Annotated in this window: 19 protein-coding genes; 11 read left to right on the plus strand and 8 right to left on the minus strand. The window is 45.6% G+C overall.

The features are described from left to right. The first annotated feature begins 4 nt into the window (after positions 1-4). The 5 genes from GWR21_RS15770 (at position 5) to GWR21_RS15790 (ending at position 7,884) form a co-directional block, all read left to right on the plus strand. Positions 5-1,687, plus strand: coding sequence for an LIC_10190 family membrane protein (locus GWR21_RS15770; protein WP_162332680.1), 1,683 nt, complete (start codon positions 5-7; stop codon positions 1,685-1,687). Between the two features lie 674 nt (positions 1,688-2,361). After that, on the plus strand, positions 2,362-3,030 hold the full coding sequence (locus GWR21_RS15775) for a DUF4253 domain-containing protein (RefSeq protein ID WP_162332681.1): 669 nt from the start codon (positions 2,362-2,364) through the stop codon (positions 3,028-3,030). 322 nt (positions 3,031-3,352) lie between these two features. Next, a complete protein-coding gene (gene secA / locus GWR21_RS15780; RefSeq protein WP_162332682.1) occupies positions 3,353-6,712 on the plus strand; it encodes a preprotein translocase subunit SecA in 3,360 nt (1,119 codons plus the stop codon). Between the two features lie 302 nt (positions 6,713-7,014). Then, positions 7,015-7,203: a hypothetical protein gene (locus tag GWR21_RS15785; protein ID WP_162332683.1), complete on the plus strand. Its 189-nt coding sequence runs from the start codon at positions 7,015-7,017 to the stop codon at positions 7,201-7,203. A 60-nt stretch (positions 7,204-7,263) separates the two neighbouring features. After that, on the plus strand, positions 7,264-7,884 hold the full coding sequence (locus tag GWR21_RS15790) for a hypothetical protein (protein WP_202929100.1): 621 nt from the start codon (positions 7,264-7,266) through the stop codon (positions 7,882-7,884). Between the two features lie 6 nt (positions 7,885-7,890). On the opposite strand, the gene GWR21_RS15795 is transcribed toward GWR21_RS15790, so the two are convergent. Continuing rightward, on the minus strand, positions 7,891-8,667 hold the full coding sequence (locus GWR21_RS15795; RefSeq protein ID WP_162332684.1) for an HNH endonuclease family protein: 777 nt from the start codon (positions 8,665-8,667) through the stop codon (positions 7,891-7,893). A 33-nt stretch (positions 8,668-8,700) separates the two neighbouring features. Continuing rightward, positions 8,701-10,062, minus strand: a complete 1,362-nt coding sequence (locus tag GWR21_RS15800; RefSeq protein ID WP_162332685.1) for an AAA family ATPase — start codon at positions 10,060-10,062, stop codon at positions 8,701-8,703. A gap of 172 nt (positions 10,063-10,234) precedes the next feature. On the opposite strand from GWR21_RS15800, the gene deoC reads away from it, so the two are divergent. From deoC to GWR21_RS15815, 3 genes are read left to right on the plus strand one after another with little or no spacing between them, the layout of a single operon-like run. Beyond that, positions 10,235-10,882, plus strand: a complete 648-nt coding sequence (deoC, locus tag GWR21_RS15805; protein ID WP_162332686.1) for a deoxyribose-phosphate aldolase — start codon at positions 10,235-10,237, stop codon at positions 10,880-10,882. 10 nt (positions 10,883-10,892) lie between these two features. After that, a complete protein-coding gene (locus GWR21_RS15810; RefSeq protein WP_162332687.1) occupies positions 10,893-11,333 on the plus strand; it encodes an SPOR domain-containing protein in 441 nt (146 codons plus the stop codon). After that, the gene (locus tag GWR21_RS15815) at positions 11,317-12,492 is read left to right on the plus strand and encodes a M20 metallopeptidase family protein (protein WP_162332688.1); all 1,176 of its coding nucleotides are present in this window, start codon (positions 11,317-11,319) and stop codon (positions 12,490-12,492) included. Before GWR21_RS15810 ends, GWR21_RS15815 begins: the two co-directional genes overlap by 17 nt. A 140-nt stretch (positions 12,493-12,632) precedes the next feature. Here the strand turns inward: GWR21_RS15815 and GWR21_RS15820 are convergent, their stop codons facing one another. From GWR21_RS15820 to GWR21_RS15835, 4 genes are read right to left on the minus strand one after another with little or no spacing between them, the layout of a single operon-like run. Then, positions 12,633-13,298, minus strand: coding sequence for a hypothetical protein (locus GWR21_RS15820; RefSeq protein WP_162332689.1), 666 nt, complete (start codon positions 13,296-13,298; stop codon positions 12,633-12,635). 18 nt (positions 13,299-13,316) lie between these two features. Beyond that, entirely contained in the window at positions 13,317-13,688 is a 372-nt protein-coding gene (locus tag GWR21_RS15825; RefSeq protein ID WP_162332690.1) for a GntR family transcriptional regulator, read from the minus strand. Positions 13,689-13,716: 28 nt separating this feature from the next. Further along, positions 13,717-14,529: a hypothetical protein gene (locus tag GWR21_RS15830; protein WP_162332691.1), complete on the minus strand. Its 813-nt coding sequence runs from the start codon at positions 14,527-14,529 to the stop codon at positions 13,717-13,719. A gap of 15 nt (positions 14,530-14,544) precedes the next feature. Beyond that, entirely contained in the window at positions 14,545-15,378 is an 834-nt protein-coding gene (locus GWR21_RS15835; RefSeq protein WP_162332692.1) for an ABC transporter ATP-binding protein, read from the minus strand. A gap of 300 nt (positions 15,379-15,678) precedes the next feature. On the opposite strand from GWR21_RS15835, the gene GWR21_RS15840 reads away from it, so the two are divergent. Then, positions 15,679-16,755, plus strand: a complete 1,077-nt coding sequence (locus GWR21_RS15840; RefSeq protein WP_162332693.1) for a hypothetical protein — start codon at positions 15,679-15,681, stop codon at positions 16,753-16,755. 118 nt (positions 16,756-16,873) lie between these two features. Here the strand turns inward: GWR21_RS15840 and GWR21_RS15845 are convergent, their stop codons facing one another. Then, entirely contained in the window at positions 16,874-18,151 is a 1,278-nt protein-coding gene (locus tag GWR21_RS15845) for a serine hydroxymethyltransferase (RefSeq protein ID WP_162332694.1), read from the minus strand. 294 nt (positions 18,152-18,445) lie between these two features. Here GWR21_RS15845 and GWR21_RS15850 point away from each other — a divergent pair, with 294 nt between their 5' ends. Both GWR21_RS15850 and GWR21_RS15855 read left to right on the plus strand, forming a co-directional pair. Continuing rightward, positions 18,446-19,438: a sugar phosphate nucleotidyltransferase gene (locus tag GWR21_RS15850; RefSeq protein WP_162332695.1), complete on the plus strand. Its 993-nt coding sequence runs from the start codon at positions 18,446-18,448 to the stop codon at positions 19,436-19,438. 122 nt (positions 19,439-19,560) lie between these two features. Next, positions 19,561-20,496 (plus strand): NAD(P)H-dependent flavin oxidoreductase, encoded by a 936-nt coding sequence (locus tag GWR21_RS15855; RefSeq protein WP_162332696.1) that lies wholly within the window; start codon positions 19,561-19,563, stop codon positions 20,494-20,496. Positions 20,497-20,514: 18 nt separating this feature from the next. Here the strand turns inward: GWR21_RS15855 and GWR21_RS15860 are convergent, their stop codons facing one another. After that, the gene (locus GWR21_RS15860; RefSeq protein WP_162332697.1) at positions 20,515-21,828 is read right to left on the minus strand and encodes an ABC transporter permease; all 1,314 of its coding nucleotides are present in this window, start codon (positions 21,826-21,828) and stop codon (positions 20,515-20,517) included. Positions 21,829-21,841: the final 13 nt, after the last annotated feature.

Consider the following 21,841-nt stretch of genomic DNA (forward strand, 5'->3'; position numbering starts at 1 on the left):
CATTATGTTATTCCTGTTCGTTAAGTTCCTGTATATCGTTATACTGTCATTCCTGTATGGATATACGTTGCAGCGGTTTATGCAGCATAAGGTCCTTAACAACAGTACCGCAGAGCCGGACTTTTCGCTGGTCACACTAACGGGATGTCTGGCTATGACCGTTCCTGCCGCCTGCCTGACGCTGTTCATACCTTTGGCGGGACTGGCGCATGGTATTATACTTGCGGGTGCCGCCGGGTGTTATCTTTTCCAGCGGACAGCCATTCATGCGCAGGTAGCGGCCTATCTTACACAGGCCAGAGCGGCAGGGAGAGGGAGACAATTGTTTATGGGGATTGCGTGCCTGTACGTACTGTATCTCTCTTCACAGCAGTCGTTGTCTTATGACGAGGGATTGTACTACGCACCCTTTATCAAGTGGATGCAGCATTACAAAATTGTACCGGGACTGGCCAATCTGCACGAACGTTTCGGATTCAACTCACACTGGCATGTACTGGCTGCCATTTTCAATTTTTCCTGGCTCACAGGCGTATCGGACAATCATATCAACGGGGTGTTGTACCTCCTGACAGCCCTGTATTTCCTGCCGCGTGCAAACGATCCGAAGTTATTAACATTACTGAAAGCGGGCATGCTGGTGATGATCAGTATGCCACAGTTCTGCGTCTATAATACCACTTCGCCTGCGGCGGATATGGTGATCTACTATATCAGTTGCCTGCTGATCGTTGTCTGGTTTGAACACAGTATCCACCATCAATCACAGTTATCCGCAGATAACAGTGTATTTCTACTGCTTGCACCTGTGTTCCTTATCACGATAAAAGTCTCCTGTATACCGGTATTGCTCCTGACGGCCGTATTATACTGGCAGGTGTTACAACGTAGGCAGTATACGCAGCTGGCGGCACTTTTTGGGGTGGCAGCTGTCATCGCATTACCCTGGGTCATCCGGAACGTCATCCTGACGGGCTACCTGCTGTTCCCTGTTGGTTTACCGGATATGTTCCACAAAGACTGGGCAGTGCCTATGTCCGTCATCCGTTCTACCACCAAGGATATCCACATCTTTGCCTTCTATAGAGTGGTGGATGAATCCAGGTTTGTATCAGAGAGTTTTGTACAACATTATATCAGCTGGTTTAAAGAAAGTGTACGCATCTATGATAAACTGTTAATACTGGCAGCCTTCGTGGCAGTACCGCTGGTGTTCTTCCGGAGGAAACAATTGCCGGCAGGGACATTACCGCTATTTGTATTCCTGTTAACAGGGCTGGCGTACTGGATCTTCCAGGCACCCGATCCACGGTTCGGTTACAGTTACCTCGTGCCCATGGTGATCATTGCGATCGCACTTTATTTCCCTGCATGGTCCTTCCGGATGATCTATCTGTCAGCCATCGCTGTTACCCTGTTATTCCAGGTGGGTACGATCGGGTTAGGCAAACACTTAACAAAGGCTTTTGTCAATGACAAACTGGTCGAAAAAGTACAGCATCCGAACTGGTTACTGACACCGGCCCCTTATACACCGACGACGATTGTCAGGTCTCCAGGCGCCATTGCAGTCATGACAACCAGCAATTTATGCTGGGATACGGAACTTCCCTGCGTATCTGTCATGCCCAAAGATGTCGTACAGCGAGGCACTACCTACCAGGAAGGCTTCAAAGTGATTAAGTGAAAATAATATCACTTTGAGCCTATTGGATGACGTTATTATCATGTCGCCTGGCCGTCGCTAGTTCGTCGCTAGTTCTACCCTTGTTCGTCGGACACGCCAAATCTATAAAAATCAGGTTAAAAACCGGGACGGTTTAATGGCTCAAATCTCCTGTCATCACTGCTTCCGGACATAACAGGGTAGTGATGCTTCCTGTTAGACACGCCAACATTGACCGTGATTAACAATACAATATTAACAATGGCTCCAACGCTGCTGAACAAAGTACACGACGGGGCGATTTTGCGTCACGAAGAGTCGGTGTTGTGTCATAAGCTGTGTTGATCTATGCAAGTCGTTGCGTAGATGCTGAGAAACTGATATGCTTTCATTGGGTTTACCTTTTACCTGGTATTCATCAGGTAAGCTTTCACCTCCGTTTCTCCTCCGTTTTAAAACGGAGGAGAAACGGAGGTGAAAGCTTACCTGATGAATACTACACCGATAATAAGACTAATGGATTGTAATTAATTAGCACTGCTGCATTCCTGTGATGCCTGGCTGATTATCACCGGCTCGGTTCCCATCATCCCATCTTGCTCACCCTCATATGTATACGAAGGAAGTAGTAATTATTCTACACTGATTTCACAACGCAAACATTTTGTACTTTTATTTAATATTTCCGTATACCTATGAGTAGAATCCTATTATCCTTATCGCTCGCAAGTGTGATCTATGGCTGTAATGCAGCAGGCAAAGAGAAATATCCTTTACTGGAGGCGGACTATGCACTGGCTGACACGATGCACTATGATCATGCGATCATTGATGCGTTAAGAGCAACCGTATCGGGCAAGATCGACAGACTAAAACAAACATTACCTGAGGGGTATAACACAAGAAAGCTGGAAGATGCGTTACAGTTCAACTATGAAGTGACGGCGGACAATGGCAATGACTATGAAACTTTAAGGACTATACTAAAGGAACATGGATATCTCTTATTTAAGTCGGAAGAGAGTTTTGGTAGCGGGTCTGACAAATATGCAGTGCTCAAAACCAGCGACCAGTTCGACATTGTGCAATTCAGGGCTACGAACGGTCAGAATTATGATATCAGTAATGACAGCGTATTAAAGAAGCTCCATACGTGGTACAAACAACAGCCATTCGAGATCACCGGCGCAGGTCCGGACTGGCTGGAGATACGTCTGGACAAACTGAACACCACATCTGCACTGGCATTTGCGAAGGAAGTACATGATTTTTGTCCGGACCCGGCCGAAGAAGGAACGGAGACAGTGGAAAATCTGGCAGCCGAGATGCTGGAGACAAAAAGGCTGTTACTCTGGTGGGATTAATAACACTATTTTAACATTTGAAGCCGTCTCATTCCTGATGGGGCGGCTTTTTCGCAATTATTTCCTACTTTTCACCTGCCTGAAGCCCTTTCCCAGGCTAGATTCCCGTTAAAAATGCGTTCCAGCTGCCACAATACCGCATTTAGCCTTCACTATGTGCAAATAATTCCTAATTTTACAGGCCTTGCCAATACCGGGGGAGTCTGACAGCTTGTCACGGCATATTGTGTAAGCACAATATTTGGGTAAGGTAGTCATCACGATAGGACCTATCGTCTTTGACTGTACAACTGTTTTAACAATCATTCGTAATAAACTCAACATGTTAGGTTTTTTAACTAAACTTTTTGGCGGTAACAAGTCGGAGAGAGATATCAAAGCTATAGAGCCTGTAGTGAAGCAGATCAACGAGGCGTATGAAAAACTGCAATCCCTTCCTATAGATCAGCTGCGTAACAAAACGCAGGAATTCCGTTTGCGTATCAGCAATCACCTCTCAAAGATTGATGGCACCATTGCCGACAAGAAAGCAGAGGCTGAAAATGCGCATGACGTAGCTCAAAAGGATGTTATTTATCAGGAAATAGACAAACTGAAAAAAGAGCGTGATTCACAGCTCGAAGGTGTACTCAGCGAGATTCTCCCTGAGGCTTTCGCCGTTGTAAAGGAAACTGCACGCCGCCTTTCTCAGTCGCCTGTCATTACTGCTACTGCTACTCCGCTTGACAGACAACTGGCCGTTAGAAAAGATTACCTGACCATTGATAATGATACTGTCACCTGGAAAAACAGCTGGACCGCTGCTGGTAGCACCGTAACCTGGAACATGGTACATTACGATGTGCAGCTGATCGGTGGTATTGCCCTGCATCAGGGTAAGATCTCTGAAATGGCGACAGGTGAAGGTAAAACCCTCGTGTCTACCCTCCCTGCCTATCTGAATGCATTGGCCGGCGAAGGTGTACACATTGTAACCGTGAACGACTACCTGGCCCGTCGTGACTCCGAGTGGAACGGACCGCTGTTCGAATTCCTCGGTATCACTGTTGACTGTATTGATAAACACCAGCCTAATACTCCTGAGCGTAGAAATGCCTACCTCGCGGATATAACCTATGGTACAAATAACGAGTTCGGCTTTGACTACCTGCGCGATAACATGGTGCATAGTCCGGACGAAATGGTACAACGTAAACATCACTTCGCGATGGTCGATGAGGTGGACAGCGTATTGATCGATGATGCGCGTACGCCACTCATTATTTCCGGTCCGATCCCCCGTGGTGACGAACAGGAGTTCCATGCACTGAAACCGCGTATCCAGACCCTCGTGGAAGAGCAGCGTAAAGCCACCAACCAGTTCCTGCTGGAAGCTAAGAAACTGATCGCCGAAGGGAAAGATGATGCGAAAACAGGTGGGCTGGCCCTGATGCGTGCATGGCGTGGTTTACCAAAGAACAGCGCCCTGATCAAGTATCTGAGCGAACCGGGTATCAAGGTATTGCTGCAGAAAGCAGAGAACTACTACCTGGCAGATCAGCAGCGTGAAATGCCGAAAGTGGATCAGGAACTGTACTTCACGATCGACGAAAAGAATAACAGCGTTGACCTGACAGAAAAAGGTATTGCACTCATCACCCGCACCGGAGAAGATCCTCATTTCTTCGTATTACCGGATGTAGGTTCTGAAATAGCAGAACTGGAAAAGAGCCCACTCTCTGCCGATGAAAAACTGCATCAGAAAGAGATCCTGCTCCAGGACTTTGCACAGAAATCTGAACGTATCCACTCCATTCAGCAGCTGCTGAAAGCATATACGCTCTTCGATAAAGATGTGGAGTATGTGGTAATGGATGGTAAAGTAAAGATCGTAGACGAACAGACAGGTCGTATCCTGGATGGCCGTCGTTACTCAGATGGCCTGCACCAGGCAATAGAAGCGAAGGAAAATGTGAAAGTAGAAGCTGCGACACAGACATTCGCTACTGTTACCTTGCAGAACTACTTCCGTATGTATCACAAACTGGCTGGTATGACCGGTACAGCGACTACTGAAGCGGGTGAGTTCTGGGAGATCTACAAACTGGACGTGGTAACCATCCCGACCAACCTGCCGATCACCCGTAAAGATGCGGAAGACCTCGTATACAAAACCAAACGTGATAAATACAGAGCGGTAATAGAAGAAGTAAAGCAACTGCAGGCTGCCGGTCGTCCGGTACTGGTAGGTACTACTTCCGTAGAAGTATCTGAACTGCTGGGTAAGATGCTGACCTTCGAAAAGATCCCTCACAATGTGTTGAACGCAAAACAACACGCCCGTGAAGCACAGATCGTAGCGGAAGCTGGTTTGCCGGGTGCGGTGACCATCGCTACCAACATGGCGGGTCGTGGTACGGATATCAAGCTCGGACCTGGCGTGAAAGAAGCGGGTGGTCTGGCGATCATCGGTACTGAACGTCACGAAAGCCGTCGTGTTGACCGTCAGCTGCGTGGTCGTGCTGGTCGTCAGGGAGATCCGGGTACTTCCCAGTTCTTCGTATCTCTGGAAGATGACCTGATGCGTATGTTCGGTTCTGACCGTATTGCCGGTCTGATGGACCGCATGGGTTATAAAGAAGGTGAAGTGATCCAGCACAGCATGATCACCAAATCTATCGAAAGAGCACAGCGTAAAGTAGAAGAGAATAACTTCGGTATCCGTAAGCGTCTCCTCGAATACGATGACGTGATGAACAAACAGCGTACGGTTATTTACGCGAAACGTAATCACGCATTGTTCGGTGAGCGTTTGTCTATTGACATCGACAACTCCTTCTACGATGTAGCTGAAAACCTCGTTACTACGCATAAAGCAAGTGGTGACTTTGAAGCTTTCAAACTGGATACGCTGCTGAACTTCGGCGTTGAAACTGATATCACACAGGAAGAACTGAACCGTACTGATGCTACGTCTCTCGCAACCCGTCTTTACCAACAGGCAAAAGACAACTACGAGCGTAAAACAGCAGAACTGGCACAACAGACACTGCCTGTGATCGAGCAGATCCACCGCGAACAGGGTCATCATATCGAGAATATCTCTATCCCATTCACTGATGGTAAAAAAGGTATGAACGTACTGGCGAACCTGCAGAAAGTTGTCGATACCAAAGGTTTCGAAACGATCAACGCACTGGAACGCAGTATCACGCTGTCACTCATCGATGATGCATGGAAGGAACATCTCCGTGCAATGGATGACCTGAAACAGTCTGTGCAGAACGCAGTATTCGAACAGAAAGACCCACTGCTGATCTATAAATTCGAGGCATTCAACCTGTTCAAGGATCTGAATGCAGAGACCAGCCGTGAGATCGTATCGTTCCTCTGCCGTGCAGGTATTCCTGTACAGGAAGAGAGCCGTCCGCCACAGCAGCAGATGCCACAGCAGGTGTCACATCCACGTGCGCCACTGGCGCCACAGCAGATCCGTGAAGCACATGAAGAGAAGACTGATATGAGCCGTATGAAGGCGACACATCAGGAATTTGATGGTGGTGACGCGGCTGTAGCGGAAGATTATGGTCATACTGATGACAAGCAGGAACCTGTGAAAGCAGGTCCGAAAGTAGGAAGGAATGACCCTTGCCCTTGCGGAAGTGGTAAGAAGTATAAGCAATGTCACGGGAAGGATTTTTAATCTGGTACTGTTGAGATATCATTACGGAAGGGGCGCTGAAAAGCGTCCCTTTTTTGTGGGATATGGGTGATTTCAGGTGAGAGGTGTTATGTCGGGACATGTTCCTGCGGGAGGCAGATGGGGTCCAGTGGCTGTGTTCTCTGAAGTTAATGAGGATGGGGCGGCGGTGGATGGTGTAGCGATATGAGGAAAGGGGTTGAAGATGAAAAGTGGCAGGCTTGTCATTATAATAAAATACATATCAATTAGTTATAACGCTTCAACAGGCACTTAAATTTGTTCAAAAATTCGTAGATTTGCTTATGACAACTTCTTCTTACAATAGAATTAGGGCTTTATTAATTGAGCAAAAGCGCCAAGTAACAGATTCATCAGAGGCTGCAGCCAAGTTGATAACGGACTTGGGTATAAGAGACATATTAGTTAATGCTTCGACTAAAAAGGCTGCTCCCCAAAAAGCTGCTCCTAAAAAAACTGTTGCTGTAAAGTAATATCGTAGTATACCAAAACAGTTCCCAAAACCTTCTAGTTCCGCAATTTACCAACCATTTATGGCGTCCCAATATATCTATTCATCCGATCCAGGATTAATAATTGGTTTTCATGGCTGTGACCAACACGTCAGAGACAGCATTGTATCCGGCCAATCCACTCTCAAATCAAGTAAGAATAAGTGGGATTGGTTGGGAGAAGGCATGTATTTCTGGCAAAATAATTATGAAAGGGCCTTGCATTATGCACAAAACCCTCCTGCGAAATCTTCGATAAAAATACCTGCTGTACTTGGGGCAATTTTTAATCTTGGTCATTGCCTGGACCTTACTGATAAAGAGGGAATTGACCTCGTAAGGCGTTCTCACGAAATTTTAAGTAAATCTGCGGAACAAGAACAAAAAGAATTACCACGTAATGTCAATCCTAACGGGAGTAAAGATGCAAAGGATAAAATCATTAGAAAGCTTGATTGTGCAGTAATAAACAATATTCATTCGTTGATGGAAAGAGCGAATGAAGCTCCATTTGAATCTGTTCGAGCGGTATTCTTTGAAGGCGCTGAGCTTTATAAAGATGCGGGCTTTTTGGATAAAACTCATGTTCAGATTTGCATAAGAAACCCTAATTTGATTAAGGCTTTCTTTGTTCCCCGTAAAACTGTTAAGTGGCCTTCCTAAGTTTAATCATAAGGCGTCTACCGGATTTGCATTGAAGAATGCTCTTATCATACCGGCGTATTCAGTTTCATCAAGCAACCCCTCCTGGTAATACTTGCTAACACAAGACTTTGCCCGTTCCTTTAATGAAGCAGATGTCTCGGGGATGTCCCGGGCAATATCATATAAGTCTTTGATCATCGCGATTGTCTTTCGTCGCTGATCATTTAATTTTTCTCTGTTTAATCCTAATTTATTAATTGTTATTACACCTCTATCATTATTATCAATAGCTACAGGCACTTCATCATAGAATGTAATATATTCCTTGGGATCATCAACTGCTGGATTAATAAATAAAGGCTCTTCTATGCTTATGTCACGTGCAGGAGGCGTTGCTCTATTTGCAGCAATTCTTAATGGAAAATAGTTTTTCTTATGCCGTTGGTTGCAAATCTGACAACATAGTAAAAGATTATTCCAATCATATGATAACCAATAATACCCAGGTTTAGTCATGGCTTCATTGTCCTGAACCCAACCAGCCTTGGGCCTGTAATGTTCTACATCGCCATAGCTTATATGACCGATCTTCGATTCACAGAAGCAGCACTTATCATGCTGCGCATCCCGAAGAGCTATTTTCACTTCTTCATGTCCGTAGATCTTACTGTCAAAATCATCAGATGAGAATTGATCATCCCCATTATCATAACGTGCAATTAACGCTGTGGTAGCAGCGGTTCCTCTGTTTTGGAGTACAAAGGGAACAGGTAAAGTCGCCTTTCTAGCGATATGTATCATTGTTTCTAATTACTTATAAAATGTTTCTTCGCTTTATGTGTTGGTTTCTTTCTCTTTAAGATATGCAGCAGCCTGCCTGATAATTTCCATTGCCTCAATATCAGCAGGTGTGTCAGCAGTAGGTAGAGAATCTGCGAGCGCATTTAACTCCTTGAGTCTTTCTTTTTCTTCAGGAGATAATTCACTCTTGCTGATTAAAGTGGTACGCTCTTCCATTTGTTTTGTTATCTCAGGATTTCTGGCGCTATCCAGCCCAAAGAGATCACTGGTAAGTATCTGGTCTATTCGCCATTTCCTTACATTGTCCAATTCCTGATCTATTACAACTGTGTTTCCTTCTTTTCGCAATACAACGAGATTTGCATCCTCTGGAGCAGCTTGTACTATTAATGGGCTATGAGCAGTTACCACGAATTGCGTCGCTGCAAATCTATCAGAAAGATATTTAAAAATATTACGTTGCCATTTAGGATGAAGGTGCGAGTCTATTTCATCTACCAATACTATCGCTGGCTCCGACAAAGGATTTTCACTGTCAGGATAAAAGGCAAACATTCTTGCGGCAAGGTCGACTACCCATGTAATCATTGACCGATATCCGAAACTAAGTTCATGAATATTAAACCATCCGAAGTCAGTATGAAACAATACACTTGGCCTAAACGAATCTTTAGTAGGTTCTAATATTTTTATTCCATCAATATCAGGCAATAATTCAATAAGAGTGTTTTTGACGAGCTCCAATCTTCTTATAACTTGTTCTTTGATCTCAGAATCCTTACTCGCTGCATAGTCCAACTGAAGTAACCATTCCTCTGCGTTAATTAACACTTCATCATCATTAAATAAAGTGAGAGAACTTCGAGAATTAAGATCATTAGTTAAAGAAGCCCCTCCCATTCTACGATTTGCACCATAAGAAAATATAAAGACTTGATCAGTTGAAGAAACTCCCGACTCCTCCATTTCTATATTAATCTCCTTATATTTCAATGGGCTTTCATGGTCATCTCTTGCATTATAACTCACATAAAGATTACGTGTATTTGGGGATTTAATGTGCCTAAATTTTTCATTAAAAGTATTGGCAGAAATTATTCCACTTCTTTTTCTTGTATTAACATCATAATTAATCATACCTATTCCTAGGTTAGAACCCATTCTTAGCCTTTTGCTACCATCCTCTAACATCTCAAAATGGACATCCAACACAGCTAATGCCTGCAACAATGTCGTTTTTCCTACACCATTATCCCCAAGGATAACCGTCCACCTTTTCCAGTCACTTCCATCCTTATTTAGGAAGTTTAAAGTCACGGGGTCCTTAAAACACTTAACGTTTTCCAGTTTTAACTCTGAAAAATAAACGCCTTTCCTTGTTTCGTTTACAGTCATAAAACAAAAATAATCCTTTGGAATCTCTCCACAACTTACCTCATCCTCTATAAGTGATAATTTACCCCAATTTCTTTATACTCCCTCCCCCAAACCTCCAATTTTCCCTTCCCTCTCCCCCAATCCGAGATTTCCCTTACTTTCGTGGGCGAAACCAGTGAAACCAGTCTCAATGAAACTCAACAGATACATCGACCATACCGTACTCAGGCCAACTACTACTCTTGAAGATATCAAGCACTTATGCATGGAAGCCGTAGAATACGATTTTGCGGCCGTATGTGTACCTCCACCCTTTGTCAAGCTGTCCAATACCTTTGTGGGCAATACAACCACGAAGGTGGCTACGGTTACCGGCTTTCCTTTCGGTTATTCAGCTATTGAAGCGAAAGTGGCAGAGACCGTACTGGCGATCGTGGATGGAGCCGATGAAATTGATATGGTCGCCAATATCCTGGCCGTGAAAAATAAGGACTGGGCATATGTGGAAAAAGAGATTGCGACCATTATGCCGATCATCCGTAATCATGGCAAGGTCATAAAGGTGATCATTGAAAGTGGCATATTATTGGAAGAAGAGATCGTACAATGCTGCGAACTGTACGCGAAATACCAGGTAGATTTTGTAAAGACCTCTACCGGGTATGCTGAAAAAGGAGCGACCGTGGCAGCAGTCGCACTCATGAGGGCAAACCTTCCGGCAAATATCCAGATAAAAGCATCGGGCGGTATTCGTACCTTTGACTTTGCAAAGGAGTTGATCGACGCAGGTGCCACCAGGATTGGAACAAGCAATGTTGTGGCCCTCATGAAGGGATAAAAGTATGAATATGAAACACTTAATATTATTATTCTCCGGATTGCTCATCGGAGGCCTGGCTATGGCCCAGGATGCAACATTGGCCAGCAATGGTGGCGTTAAAGTCGTAAAAGACAGTCGCCTCGACCTGCTGATCAAAAAACAGATCTACATCAATACCCTGGCTATCCGTAACCAACCGGGCTTTAGGGTGCAGGTTATTTCCACGAATAAAAGGAATGAAGCCAATGATGTAAAGGCAAGGGCCATGCAGTTATTCCCTGATTACCGCACTTATATGGACTACCAGGCGCCTTATTTCAAGGTGCGCATAGGTGACTTTAAAACACGCGAAGAGGCAACGGAACTGCGGGAAAAAATGAGTTCCAGTTTCCAGGGTGGCATCTTTGTCGTCCCTGCTATTATTAATCTGTCACCTGAGAAAGAAGCTGGTAATGAAGAATCGTATTAAAGAACTGGCGCAGCAGTATGCGCCGGAGTTCATTGCTATCCGCCGCCACATCCACTCTCATCCTGAACTATCCTTCCAGGAATATGAAACGTCTAAGTTCATACAGCAGAAACTGGATGAATTTGGCGTATCCTATAAAGCTGGTATTGCCGGCACCGGCATCATCGCTACGATAGAAGGGAAAAATCCTGCTTCCAAGACGATCGCGCTGAGAGCCGATATTGATGCCCTGCCCATCACGGAAGCCAACGATGTACCTTATAAATCGCTCAATAACGGCGTCATGCATGCCTGCGGACACGATGTACACACTACCTGTGTGCTCGGTGCTACCCGCATCCTGCAGGAGCTCAAAGGTGAATTTGAAGGGACTATCAAAGTGCTGTTCCAGCCGGGAGAGGAAAAACACCCTGGCGGCGCCAGTCTGATGATCCAGGAAGGAGCGCTGGAAAATCCCCGCCCCGACGCGATCCTGGGTATGCACGTGCAACCCACCATGGAAGCTGGTAAACTGGGCTTCCGCGCCGGACAGTATATGGCCAGCGCCGACGAGATCTATATCACTATCAAGGGAAAAGGGGGCCACGCCGCCCTGCCTCATCTGACTGTGGACACAATTCTGGTGGCCTCACACCTGGTAGTCAGCCTCCAGCAGGTGATCAGCCGTAACAATAATCCTTTCTCTCCTTCCGTATTGAGCATCTGTGCTTTCAACGGAGGATATACCACTAACGTCATCCCCAGCGAAGTAAAGCTGATGGGCACCTTTCGTGCGATGGATGAAACCTGGCGCTTCAAAGCCCACGATATCATCAGGAAACAGGCTACCGAACTGGCACACGCCATGGGCGCCGGGATAGATATCGAAATACTCGTAGGTTACCCCTGCCTGTATAACAATGAAGCCGTAACCGGTAAAGCACGCTCCCTGGCAGAAGACTACCTCGGACTGCCTAATGTAGAAGATACAGAAGTGCGCATGGGCGCAGAAGACTTTGCCTTCTATTCCCAGATCGTACCAGCCTGCTTCTTCCGCCTTGGGACTGGTAATGTATCCAGAGGCATCACCTCCGGGGTACATACCCCTACCTTCGACGTAGACGAAAACGCGATTGAAGTAGGGATCGGTACTATGGCGTGGCTCGCTACACAGTTCTGATCATACTCACCTTACTATATGTAAAAGCCGGGCACTATCGTCCCGGCTTTTCTATTTAAACTAAACTAACCAAAAAAGAGGCCCGCTGGAAAGCAGACCTCTGTCAACATAGCCTTTTGTCTTATCGTTATAAAAAAAGTTTATCTGATCTGTTTTAACGCATTCAATGATGCACCGGTCAAGTTCAGCTGTGACAGGTTGCTGACATCCATCATGACATGCCCGTACGGCACATCATGAGAGTTCACCACACTACCCCGGCCCAACGTCACCTGCAGGGTATCAATCCTGCTGGATCCACCTTCTACCGACAGGTTGATCGATTCCCCGCCCTGTATACTTAACCTGTCTGTTTGTATATTGAACAGACTGATATCACAGCCTTTTGCGGCTGTCACCTCAAATGCCGGCGCCTGGAAATCCTGGATCAATGCACTTCCCTCTTCCACCACAACACCAGTCAACTGATTACACTCAAGTATGGTTACATGATTGTCTTTCAAATTGAGGATCATCGTATCATTTTGAATGGTATACAGAAACGCATCTTTATGATGTTCTGTGAAAAGGATCCTGTTATTAGCCGTTTTTATCACCGGGAAACCGTGGCCCGGAATACCCTGCAACTTCAATACTTTAAAGGGAGGGAGATCTTCAAACTTTGAAGGCGTATTTTCTTTTACCGTGATGGATTCCTTACCGGTATATCCTCTTTTGTAATTCGCCCATATCACTGTATTTGCAATCAACAGCAGCAGTGAAAGAAAGCCCGCAAAAGCGATTAATAATTTATAACTGGTCTTCATAAAAACCTATTTAATGAATTACTTGAAATTGGATTTTTTAAATTTCTCATAGTGCGTTTTCAGCTCATCCAGCTCGAGGTCCAGCAGATAGATATTGCGGAAGAACTGTGGCAACTCATTCGCCATAAACCGCTCCTTCTTCATTTGCTTGATCTTCTTTAACGCACCGGCAGCCACAAAATATCCGATCCCTCTTTTGTTGTAAATGATCTCATACTGCTGCAGATATTCATAAGTGCGCATTACGGTGTTAGGATTCACTTCCAGTTGTACGGCCAGGTCTCTCACAGAGGGAATCCTGTCCTCCTGTTTCCACTTCTCCAGCAATACCTGCTCGCACATGTAATCTGCTATCTGCAGATATATCGCCTGCGTTTCATTGAATTCCATAAATGACTTTTTAAGCTGTACTACCTGATTATATTTCCTTGTCTCTCAACCGCGCGTAGGCAAGCGTCCAGAGCATTGGTGGCAGAATATATTTCACAAGGAACAGAAAGGTATGCTGTAGTGGTTCCGGAATGATCAGCATGGTGTTACCAGATGCTACCGGCGTGCCACCATTCGTTATATTCACACCAATAAACGGCACATGTTCATACCATTCCCGCATTTTCCCTCCAAAAAAGAGGAACACAAAAACGGTATTCACCAGGTACAATGCACCGAGGAAGAGCGTCAGCAGGAAAAGCGTTTTGATGAAGCTGTACTTCTGAAAATAAACAGCTCCCAGCAGCATGAATCCCTGTGCGCCAAACCAGGCGTAATACCAATAATATGCAGGAGTATCCTGTAAATAATTTCTGAGGTCATTGACAATATGTACATCCCTTTTCGCAAATACGATCATGTCCATGACCTGATAGGCGATATAAAAGGCCAGGTGATAAACAAGCAGAAATCCTACGGTGGTAACCAGTAATGTACTGAGGAATTTCTCCAGCTGCGATGCAGGGAACAACAGGTAGTCGATGCCCTGTGGTTTATTCCCCAACTCCCCAAAACTCAGACTGGTAAATATCAGCCCAGTGATGAAAAGCATGATGAAGAAAATAGGGACCAGTCCACTGGCTGTAATGGAAAAGTTATCCGTGGATGATACCAATAGCAGTATTAACGACAGTACTGCCAATACAATCACAGACATCGCATAAAGACGGTAGTTGTCCAGCAGATGCTTTCTCATATATAATCCGAAACGTGCCGGACTAAAAACGTTATTCGTTTGCATAAGTTTCTTACAGGGTTAGTTGAAGATTTCGGTGATACGCTCAGGCTTATCCAGCACGGCGTTGAACAACAGTTCCATGTCTATGCGACTGTGTTGCGCGCCTTCATTCTGTGTGATAACGGCATGTCCGCGGATAGAACTATCTGAGAACAATACATTGCCGGCATCTGCGATATTGGATACATTTCTGAATAACAGTCTGTCTGTAACAGTCTCCACATCCTGCCGGAAGATGATCTTGTGATTGTCGATGATGACGATACTGTCGATCAGGTTATCCAGGTCGCGGACCTGGTGAGTAGATATGACGATACATTTCTCGTCACTCACCGCTGCGGCTATCACCTTGCGGAACTGGCTCTTGGAAGGGATGTCCAGACCATTGGTGGGTTCATCCAGTATCAATGCCTTTGTGTTGGTCGCCAACGCAAAACTGATCAGCACTTTCTTTTTCTGCCCATAGGACATTTCAGTCAGGCGCTGGTCCATAGGTATCTGGAACTCTTCGAGGTAGTTGTAAAACGCTTTGCTGTCGAACAACGGATAGAAAGGCGCGTACGTCTTCAGATACGTTTTGATGCTTACAGGAGGGAGATAGAACTCTTCTGGCACCATGAACAGATTTTGCAGAAAAGCGGGCTGACGATAACGCGCTTCAAAGTCAAATACTTTACAATGGCCGGCGTTAGGGAATAATAACCCTGCAATATGTTTCAGCAGACTGGACTTCCCTGCACCATTCTTTCCCAGCAAACCGTAGATGTGACCAGCCTCCAGCTGCAGATTCAGATTCTCGAACAGGGGCTTGTTCTTCCTATAACTGAATGATAGATTCTGGATGGATATCATAGATTAGTGATTTAGTGTACTACATAACTAGTACACTGCAAATGTAGAAAGGATTCTGAATTAGCCAAAAGTTTTTTTGAGGAAATGGCTACTTTCTGGACCAAAACACTAATAATCAATACATTTATTTTTTTCCTGGAACGGCGCTGCTGGCCAATTGACGTATTAGTACTCATTTAAGCAGCTGTACATGCTGCGTTTTTTCTGATCGAATCTTGCCTTTGTCGGCCGAATTCTACACATTAAGACTTTTTAATAAGCTATATTTGCTTTAGTGGTTTACATTTAAATCTATCCCCTATGAAAGGCCCTATAGCCGCCGTGCTTTGTTTAAGCCTTTTATTTTCAGCGATTACGGCATCTGCACAGTTCGTGAAATCGAAAGATGTGGAAAAGATGAAAAAACGAACTAGAATCATTGTGGTGAAAGAAAAACCTGATAAGAAGATCCTAAAGCAACTCGCCCGTACGTCCCCTGAAATGGCAAACGCTTATAAGCAGGCTATTAAACAGTTAAATCAGGACTTCCCTGAGTCAGTCAGACAGTTCTGGACAGTGAACAGCAATGCGACAATTGAAGTAAGAACGGAAAAAGAGATTGAGAAGATCCGTAAGAAGGGTGACAGGACCAGCATCGTCATGGACTGTCAGTCACTGCATGTCAAACCAGGGGCGAAAAGCCGTTATTCCAAGCGGACACGCACCTATACAGCTCCTTTGTCCTGGCAGAAAGACCCTAAAGACCTCAGTATCCCCGTCATTAATATGACCTTTATTGAGAATGATCCGCAGAATCCTTTCTATATCCAGAACATGTCGGATAACTTTCCGGACTACATCGACTTTGCGGTAGGACTGCGACTGGCGACATTTGTATTTAACGAGCCGGAAGAACACAAATCATCTGCTGCACTACAGCGCGATATCAAACATAATGCGGTACTGCTGAAAGGCAAAACCCTGGTACTTTGTAAGGAATGGCTGGATGAGACTTTTCAGGCCAGTGTAGCAAAGGGTGATTATCCATACCCTATCAGATATGTCACACTCGAAGAACTGGAACAGCTCATACGGAAAGACATTTATGATAGTACCGTGGTAGCATATGTACCTGCCGGCGTGTTCTCTACATTCGATAAAAACGCACCCAGCATGGAAGTGCATGTTCCGGTGGTATTTGATCCAGTAAACGGGATGCCCCTCTGCCACTCAGATATCAGTGACGAAATGTTCCAGGCATGGGGCTTTTCACTGATACCGAAGATGGGGAAAACGGTGGTTGGATTTAAGAAGATCAGGAATGAAGATATCAGGAACTTTGCGAAGTCTATTACAGAGGGAGAAGAGCAGGAAATGAGCAGAATGGGAGGAGATTAAAAATCAGGCATTGGGAATGCGAATCAGGCATTGTTGCCAAATGCCTTTCAAAAAGGATATGTCCGGAATATATAAATGGCAATGGCGCTTCTGTTAAGGAAGCGCCATTGTTATTAATTTACAGTTCAGGATACAGCACGAACTGCTTCATGAAGTCATTCACCGCGCCGCGAACGCTGGTGATGCGTGCTTCGTTATCAGCATCCATCAGCAGTTCATCGATCCAGGATACTACCTGTCCCATGTGCTCTTCTTTCATACCACGGGAAGTGATAGCAGGAACACCCACACGGATACCAGAAGTAACGAAAGCAGATTTATCGTCAAAAGGCACCATGTTCTTGTTAACAGTGATGTCAGCTTTCACCAGTACCTGCTCTGCTTTTTTACCGGAGATATTCTTATTACGCAGATCGATGAGCATCAGGTGGTTGTCAGTACCGCCGGAAACGATCTGGTAACCTTTCTCAACAAATGCTTTAGACATTGCCTGCGCATTTTTGATGATCTGTTGTGCATATGCACCGTATTCGTCAGTCAGGATCTCGAAGAAGGAAACTGCTTTTGCAGCAATTACGTGCTCCAGCGGACCACCCTGGATACCTGGGAATACAGCAGTATCGATCAGAGAGCTCATCATACGGATCTCTCCTTTTGGCGTTTTCAGACCGAATGGATTTTCAAAGTCTTTACCCAGCATGATCATACCACCACGGGGACCACGCAGTGTTTTATGCGTAGTAGTCGTTACAAAATGGCAATGCTCGAACGGAGAGTTCAGCAGTCCTTTTGCGATCAGACCTGCCGGATGTGCGATATCTGCCAGTACGAAAGCACCTACCTGATCAGCGATCTGGCGGATACGTTTATAATCCCAGTCACGGCTGTAAGCAGAAGCACCACAAATGATCACCTGTGGTTTCTCTTTCAGCGCGATCTCTTCCATTTTATCATACTCCACCAGACCGGTTTCCTTGTTCACACCATAAGAGAATGGCTGATATAATTTACCGGAGAAGTTCACCGGAGAACCGTGTGTCAGGTGACCACCCATGCTCAGGTCCAGACCCAGGATCTTATCGCCTGGTTTCAGGATAGCCAGCAATACAGCGGCATTTGCCTGTGCACCGGAGTGAGGTTGTACGTTTGCATACTCAATATTAAAGATCTGTTTAGCCCTGTCGATCGCCAGTTGTTCACTCTGGTCAACGATCTCACAGCCGCCATAATATCTACGTCCAGGATAACCTTCCGCATATTTATTGGTCAGAACTGTGCCCATTGCCTGCATTACCTGCAGACTGGTAAAGTTCTCCGAAGCAATCAATTCGATACCATGACGCTGACGTTCCAGCTCCTGGCTGATGATATTAAATATTTGCAGATCTCTTTGCATTGTGTATTACTTTGAAAATTTGGTGCAAAGTTAATCGAATTTGTGAATAGTGCATAGTCAATGTAGGATGATAAATAGTTTTTTTTGCTGCGAAACCAAGATTCACCAGTCATAAATACTAGAAAACCACATCAGTCATAGACAATAATTATTATATCAGCGGACAATCTAATGAAATGCACAGGTATTTCCAACCTAACCGCCTGGTCGTCAGCCCTATGGACTATTATCTTTTTTTGTTCTACCTTCACGCCCTCGGTACGAGAACGAGATTATTAAACCTAACCTGCGTACATGAAGGCCATAATACCTGTAGCTGGTGCCGGCACTAAGCTACGACCTCACACATATACACAACCTAAAGCATTAATTCCCCTTGCGGGCAGAACGATATTAAGCATTATCATTGATCAGCTGGTGGAAGCCGGCATTAACGAATTTGTATTTGTTATTGGTTACCTGGGCGATAAGATCCAGCACTACGTGCAACAGAAGTATCCTCACCTGACCTGTCACTTTGTACAGCAAAACAGCCGGGAAGGTACAGGACACGCCATCCTGCTCACCCGTCAGGTCGTACAGGATGACGAGATCCTGATCGTACTGGGCGATACTATCTGTGAAGGAAATTTCCAGGAACTCATCTCCTCCCCGGTATCCATGCTGGGACTGAAGAAAGTGGACGATCCCCGCAATTTTGGTGTGGCCGAACTCAACGAAGAGCATCATATTATCCGGGTGGTGGAAAAACCGCAGATCCCGAAGTCCAATCTGGCACTCGTAGGCGTTTACAAGATCAAGGAAACACCGCAGTTATACGAATGTCTGGAACAGAACATCCTGCATCAGAAAAGATCACATGACGAGTTTCAGCTGACGGATGCCCTGCAATGTATGATCGAACACGGTGTCACCTTTAAGACCTTCAAAGTCACCAACTGGTTTGATTGCGGTCGTAAAGATACCCTGCTGGAAACAAATGCGATCCTGCTCAGCAAATACAAAATGGATAACAATCCAACCCTGGCTTATGAGAACACTATTATCATCCCGCCGGTAAGTATCGCAGAAGGCTGCAGCATTAAAAACGCTATCATCGGCCCGAATGTGGCCATCGGCGATAATACAGTGATCAATTACTCCATCGTAAAAGACTCTATCATCGGCTCTTTCAGTAACCTCTATGAAGTCGTGCTGAAATCTTCCCTGATCGGTAGTGACGCCAATATCCGCGGATTAAGCCAGAGTCTGAACATCGGCGACAATACAGAGATCGATCTGGGATGATCCTGACCGCTGCACGACATCGCCCGTTCCAATAATATATCTATCCTTCCACATATGCTTTACCAGGCAAATAGCTGATACCTGTCAGCTGTTTGCCTGGTATTTTGCCTTATTTTCATTCCATGAACCGTATCTCCCAATTATTCCACATCCAATATCCCATTATCCAGGCCGGCATGATCTGGGCCAGTGGCTGGCGACTGGCCAGTGCGGTCAGCAATGCCGGCGGACTCGGGCTGCTTGGCGCCGGTAGTATGTACCCCGACGTACTCAGAGAGCATATCCGGCAATGCAGACAGACCACGAACAAACCATTTGGTGTGAATATCCCCCTGTTATACCCGGATATCCAGCAGCTGATCGACATTGTCATTGCCGAAAAGGTGCCTATCGTATTCACCTCCGCAGGAAATCCCAGGACGTGGACGCCTGTGTTGAAAGCGGCAGGTATTACTGTTGTACATGTCGTATCCAGTGCATTCTTCGCCGCTAAAAGTGAAGCAGCGGGTGTAGATGCTGTGGTGGCGGAAGGATTTGAAGCCGGTGGCCATAACGGACGGGAAGAAACCACCACCATGGTGCTGATCCCTGCTGTATGTGAACAGGTGAAAATACCTGTCATCGCCGCAGGTGGTATCGCATCCGGCAAAGCCATGACAGCCGCATTTGCCCTCGGCGCCGAAGGCGTGCAGGTGGGTAGCCGCTTTGTCGCCACACCGGAAGCCTCTTCTCATCCTCATTTCAAGCAAGCTATCATTGATGCCAGAGAAGGTGATACCATGCTGGCCATGAAGAAGCTCACACCCGTCAGATTACTGAAGAACGCATTTTTTCAACGTATAAAGGAAGCGGAAGACAATGGCGCTGATCCGGAAGCATTGAAAGTATTACTGGGGCGTGCACGGGCGAAAGCGGGCATGTTCGAAGGGAATCTCGAAGAAGGAGAACTTGAAATCGGGCAGGTGAGTGCACTGATACATACACTAACACCTGCCGGAGATATTGTCAGAGAAATATGGGAAGAGTTTAATGAGACCATTCGTCGGCTGCATCAGTAGATAAGCGGCGATCGTTCCCTACGACTTTCTGCTTACCCATTTCAAAGCTTCTTTCCAGGTGATCTTCTTACCATACATCAGAATACCGGTACGATAGATCTTACCAGCAATCCAGGTAGTGAAAAGAAAACCGAGGATCAGCAATGTTATTGACAGTCCCAGCTGCCAGTAAGGGACCGTGCCCGGCACCCCGTAAGGAATACGGGCCATCATCACCATTGGTGAGGTAAACGGAATGATACTGCCCCAGAAAGCCACGTTACCCGACGGATTCTGTACAGATGACACCATAACCATAATACCAATAATGATCGGCAGGGTGATCGGGAATGTCAGTGACTGTGCATCAGTAGGATCTTCATTTACCAGACTACCCACTGCTGCAAACAGGGATGAATAAAAAAGGTATCCGCCGAGGAAGTAGAAAACAAAACAGCTGATCACTGTTCCCCAGCTGATACTACCCATTACAAACTGGAACTTTTCTATCATTTCGATCATAGCGGCATTATTACTGTTCTGCATCATCGTGCCCCCCTCATTAGCAGCGCTGAGCAACTCTGCCGGGATGAACAGGTGCAACGCCAGATTAGCGGCAACAATGATCACCACCCATATCAGGAACTGTAGCAGGCCAACTGCCGCGATACCTACAATCTTGCCCATCATCAGCTGAAAAGGCTTTACACTGGATATCATTACCTCCGCAATACGGCTTACCTTCTCTTCCATGACGCCACGCATCACCGCCATACCAAAAAACATCAGGATAATATAGATAATAAACCCGCTGGCATAACCTACGATGTACGCTACTGTCGCACTACCTTTGCGGCCTTCATTACCCGTTTTGAAGTCTATACTGATGTCAGACTTAGCCGCTTTCAGTTGTTCTGCATCAATGTTCGCCTTTTTCAGCCGTTCTTCTTCTATCAGGTCATTCACGCGGCGGGTTAGTTTACCTTCTACTGAAATGCCCGGTTGTGCATCACTGTAATAGGTAATACCTGCCGGACGATTGAGATCCAGCTCCGGAATGTACAACAGGCCGGAATAGCCATACTCAGCATATTTATGCTGGAAGGAATCCACACTGATATTCGTCAGGTATTTATAATACACCCCTTTATCATCAGGGAAACGATTCATGAACAGATGGCTGTCATCGATAACAGCTATACGTTTTTCTTCTTTTGAATTAATAGCTAATAATGTAGGTACAATGATCATTGCTGCGAAGAACAATGGCACCAGTAATGTCACGATCAGGAAAGAACGCTTCCTTACACGCGTGATAAATTCTCTTCTAATGATTAACCAGATTTTATTCATACCCGGAGGAAAT

It is taken from the genome of Chitinophaga agri (genome assembly GCF_010093065.1).
In the GTDB taxonomy this organism is placed as follows: domain Bacteria; phylum Bacteroidota; class Bacteroidia; order Chitinophagales; family Chitinophagaceae; genus Chitinophaga; species Chitinophaga agri.

Bases quoted from the DNA above. Each gene is read 5' to 3' on its own strand.
- GWR21_RS15835 (WP_162332692.1), bottom strand. From the start codon at position 15,378: ATGATATCCATCCAGAATCTATCATTCAGTTATAGGAAGAACAAGCCC.
- GWR21_RS15810 (WP_162332687.1), top strand. From the start codon at position 10,893: ATGAAACACTTAATATTATTATTCTCCGGATTGCTCATCGGAGGCCTG.
- GWR21_RS15820 (WP_162332689.1), bottom strand. From the start codon at position 13,298: ATGAAGACCAGTTATAAATTATTAATCGCTTTTGCGGGCTTTCTTTCA.
- GWR21_RS15845 (WP_162332694.1), bottom strand. From the start codon at position 18,151: ATGCAAAGAGATCTGCAAATATTTAATATCATCAGCCAGGAGCTGGAA.
- GWR21_RS15815 (WP_162332688.1), top strand. From the start codon at position 11,317: ATGAAGAATCGTATTAAAGAACTGGCGCAGCAGTATGCGCCGGAGTTC.
- GWR21_RS15855 (WP_162332696.1), top strand. From the start codon at position 19,561: ATGAACCGTATCTCCCAATTATTCCACATCCAATATCCCATTATCCAG.
- GWR21_RS15825 (WP_162332690.1), bottom strand. From the start codon at position 13,688: ATGGAATTCAATGAAACGCAGGCGATATATCTGCAGATAGCAGATTAC.
- GWR21_RS15800 (WP_162332685.1), bottom strand. From the start codon at position 10,062: ATGACTGTAAACGAAACAAGGAAAGGCGTTTATTTTTCAGAGTTAAAA.
- GWR21_RS15775 (WP_162332681.1), top strand. From the start codon at position 2,362: ATGAGTAGAATCCTATTATCCTTATCGCTCGCAAGTGTGATCTATGGC.
- GWR21_RS15860 (WP_162332697.1), bottom strand. From the start codon at position 21,828: ATGAATAAAATCTGGTTAATCATTAGAAGAGAATTTATCACGCGTGTA.
- GWR21_RS15770 (WP_162332680.1), top strand. From the start codon at position 5: ATGTTATTCCTGTTCGTTAAGTTCCTGTATATCGTTATACTGTCATTC.
- GWR21_RS15785 (WP_162332683.1), top strand. From the start codon at position 7,015: ATGACAACTTCTTCTTACAATAGAATTAGGGCTTTATTAATTGAGCAA.
- GWR21_RS15790 (WP_202929100.1), top strand. From the start codon at position 7,264: ATGGCGTCCCAATATATCTATTCATCCGATCCAGGATTAATAATTGGT.
- GWR21_RS15850 (WP_162332695.1), top strand. From the start codon at position 18,446: ATGAAGGCCATAATACCTGTAGCTGGTGCCGGCACTAAGCTACGACCT.
- GWR21_RS15840 (WP_162332693.1), top strand. From the start codon at position 15,679: ATGAAAGGCCCTATAGCCGCCGTGCTTTGTTTAAGCCTTTTATTTTCA.
- deoC (WP_162332686.1), top strand. From the start codon at position 10,235: ATGAAACTCAACAGATACATCGACCATACCGTACTCAGGCCAACTACT.
- secA (WP_162332682.1), top strand. From the start codon at position 3,353: ATGTTAGGTTTTTTAACTAAACTTTTTGGCGGTAACAAGTCGGAGAGA.
- GWR21_RS15830 (WP_162332691.1), bottom strand. From the start codon at position 14,529: ATGCAAACGAATAACGTTTTTAGTCCGGCACGTTTCGGATTATATATG.
- GWR21_RS15795 (WP_162332684.1), bottom strand. From the start codon at position 8,667: ATGATACATATCGCTAGAAAGGCGACTTTACCTGTTCCCTTTGTACTC.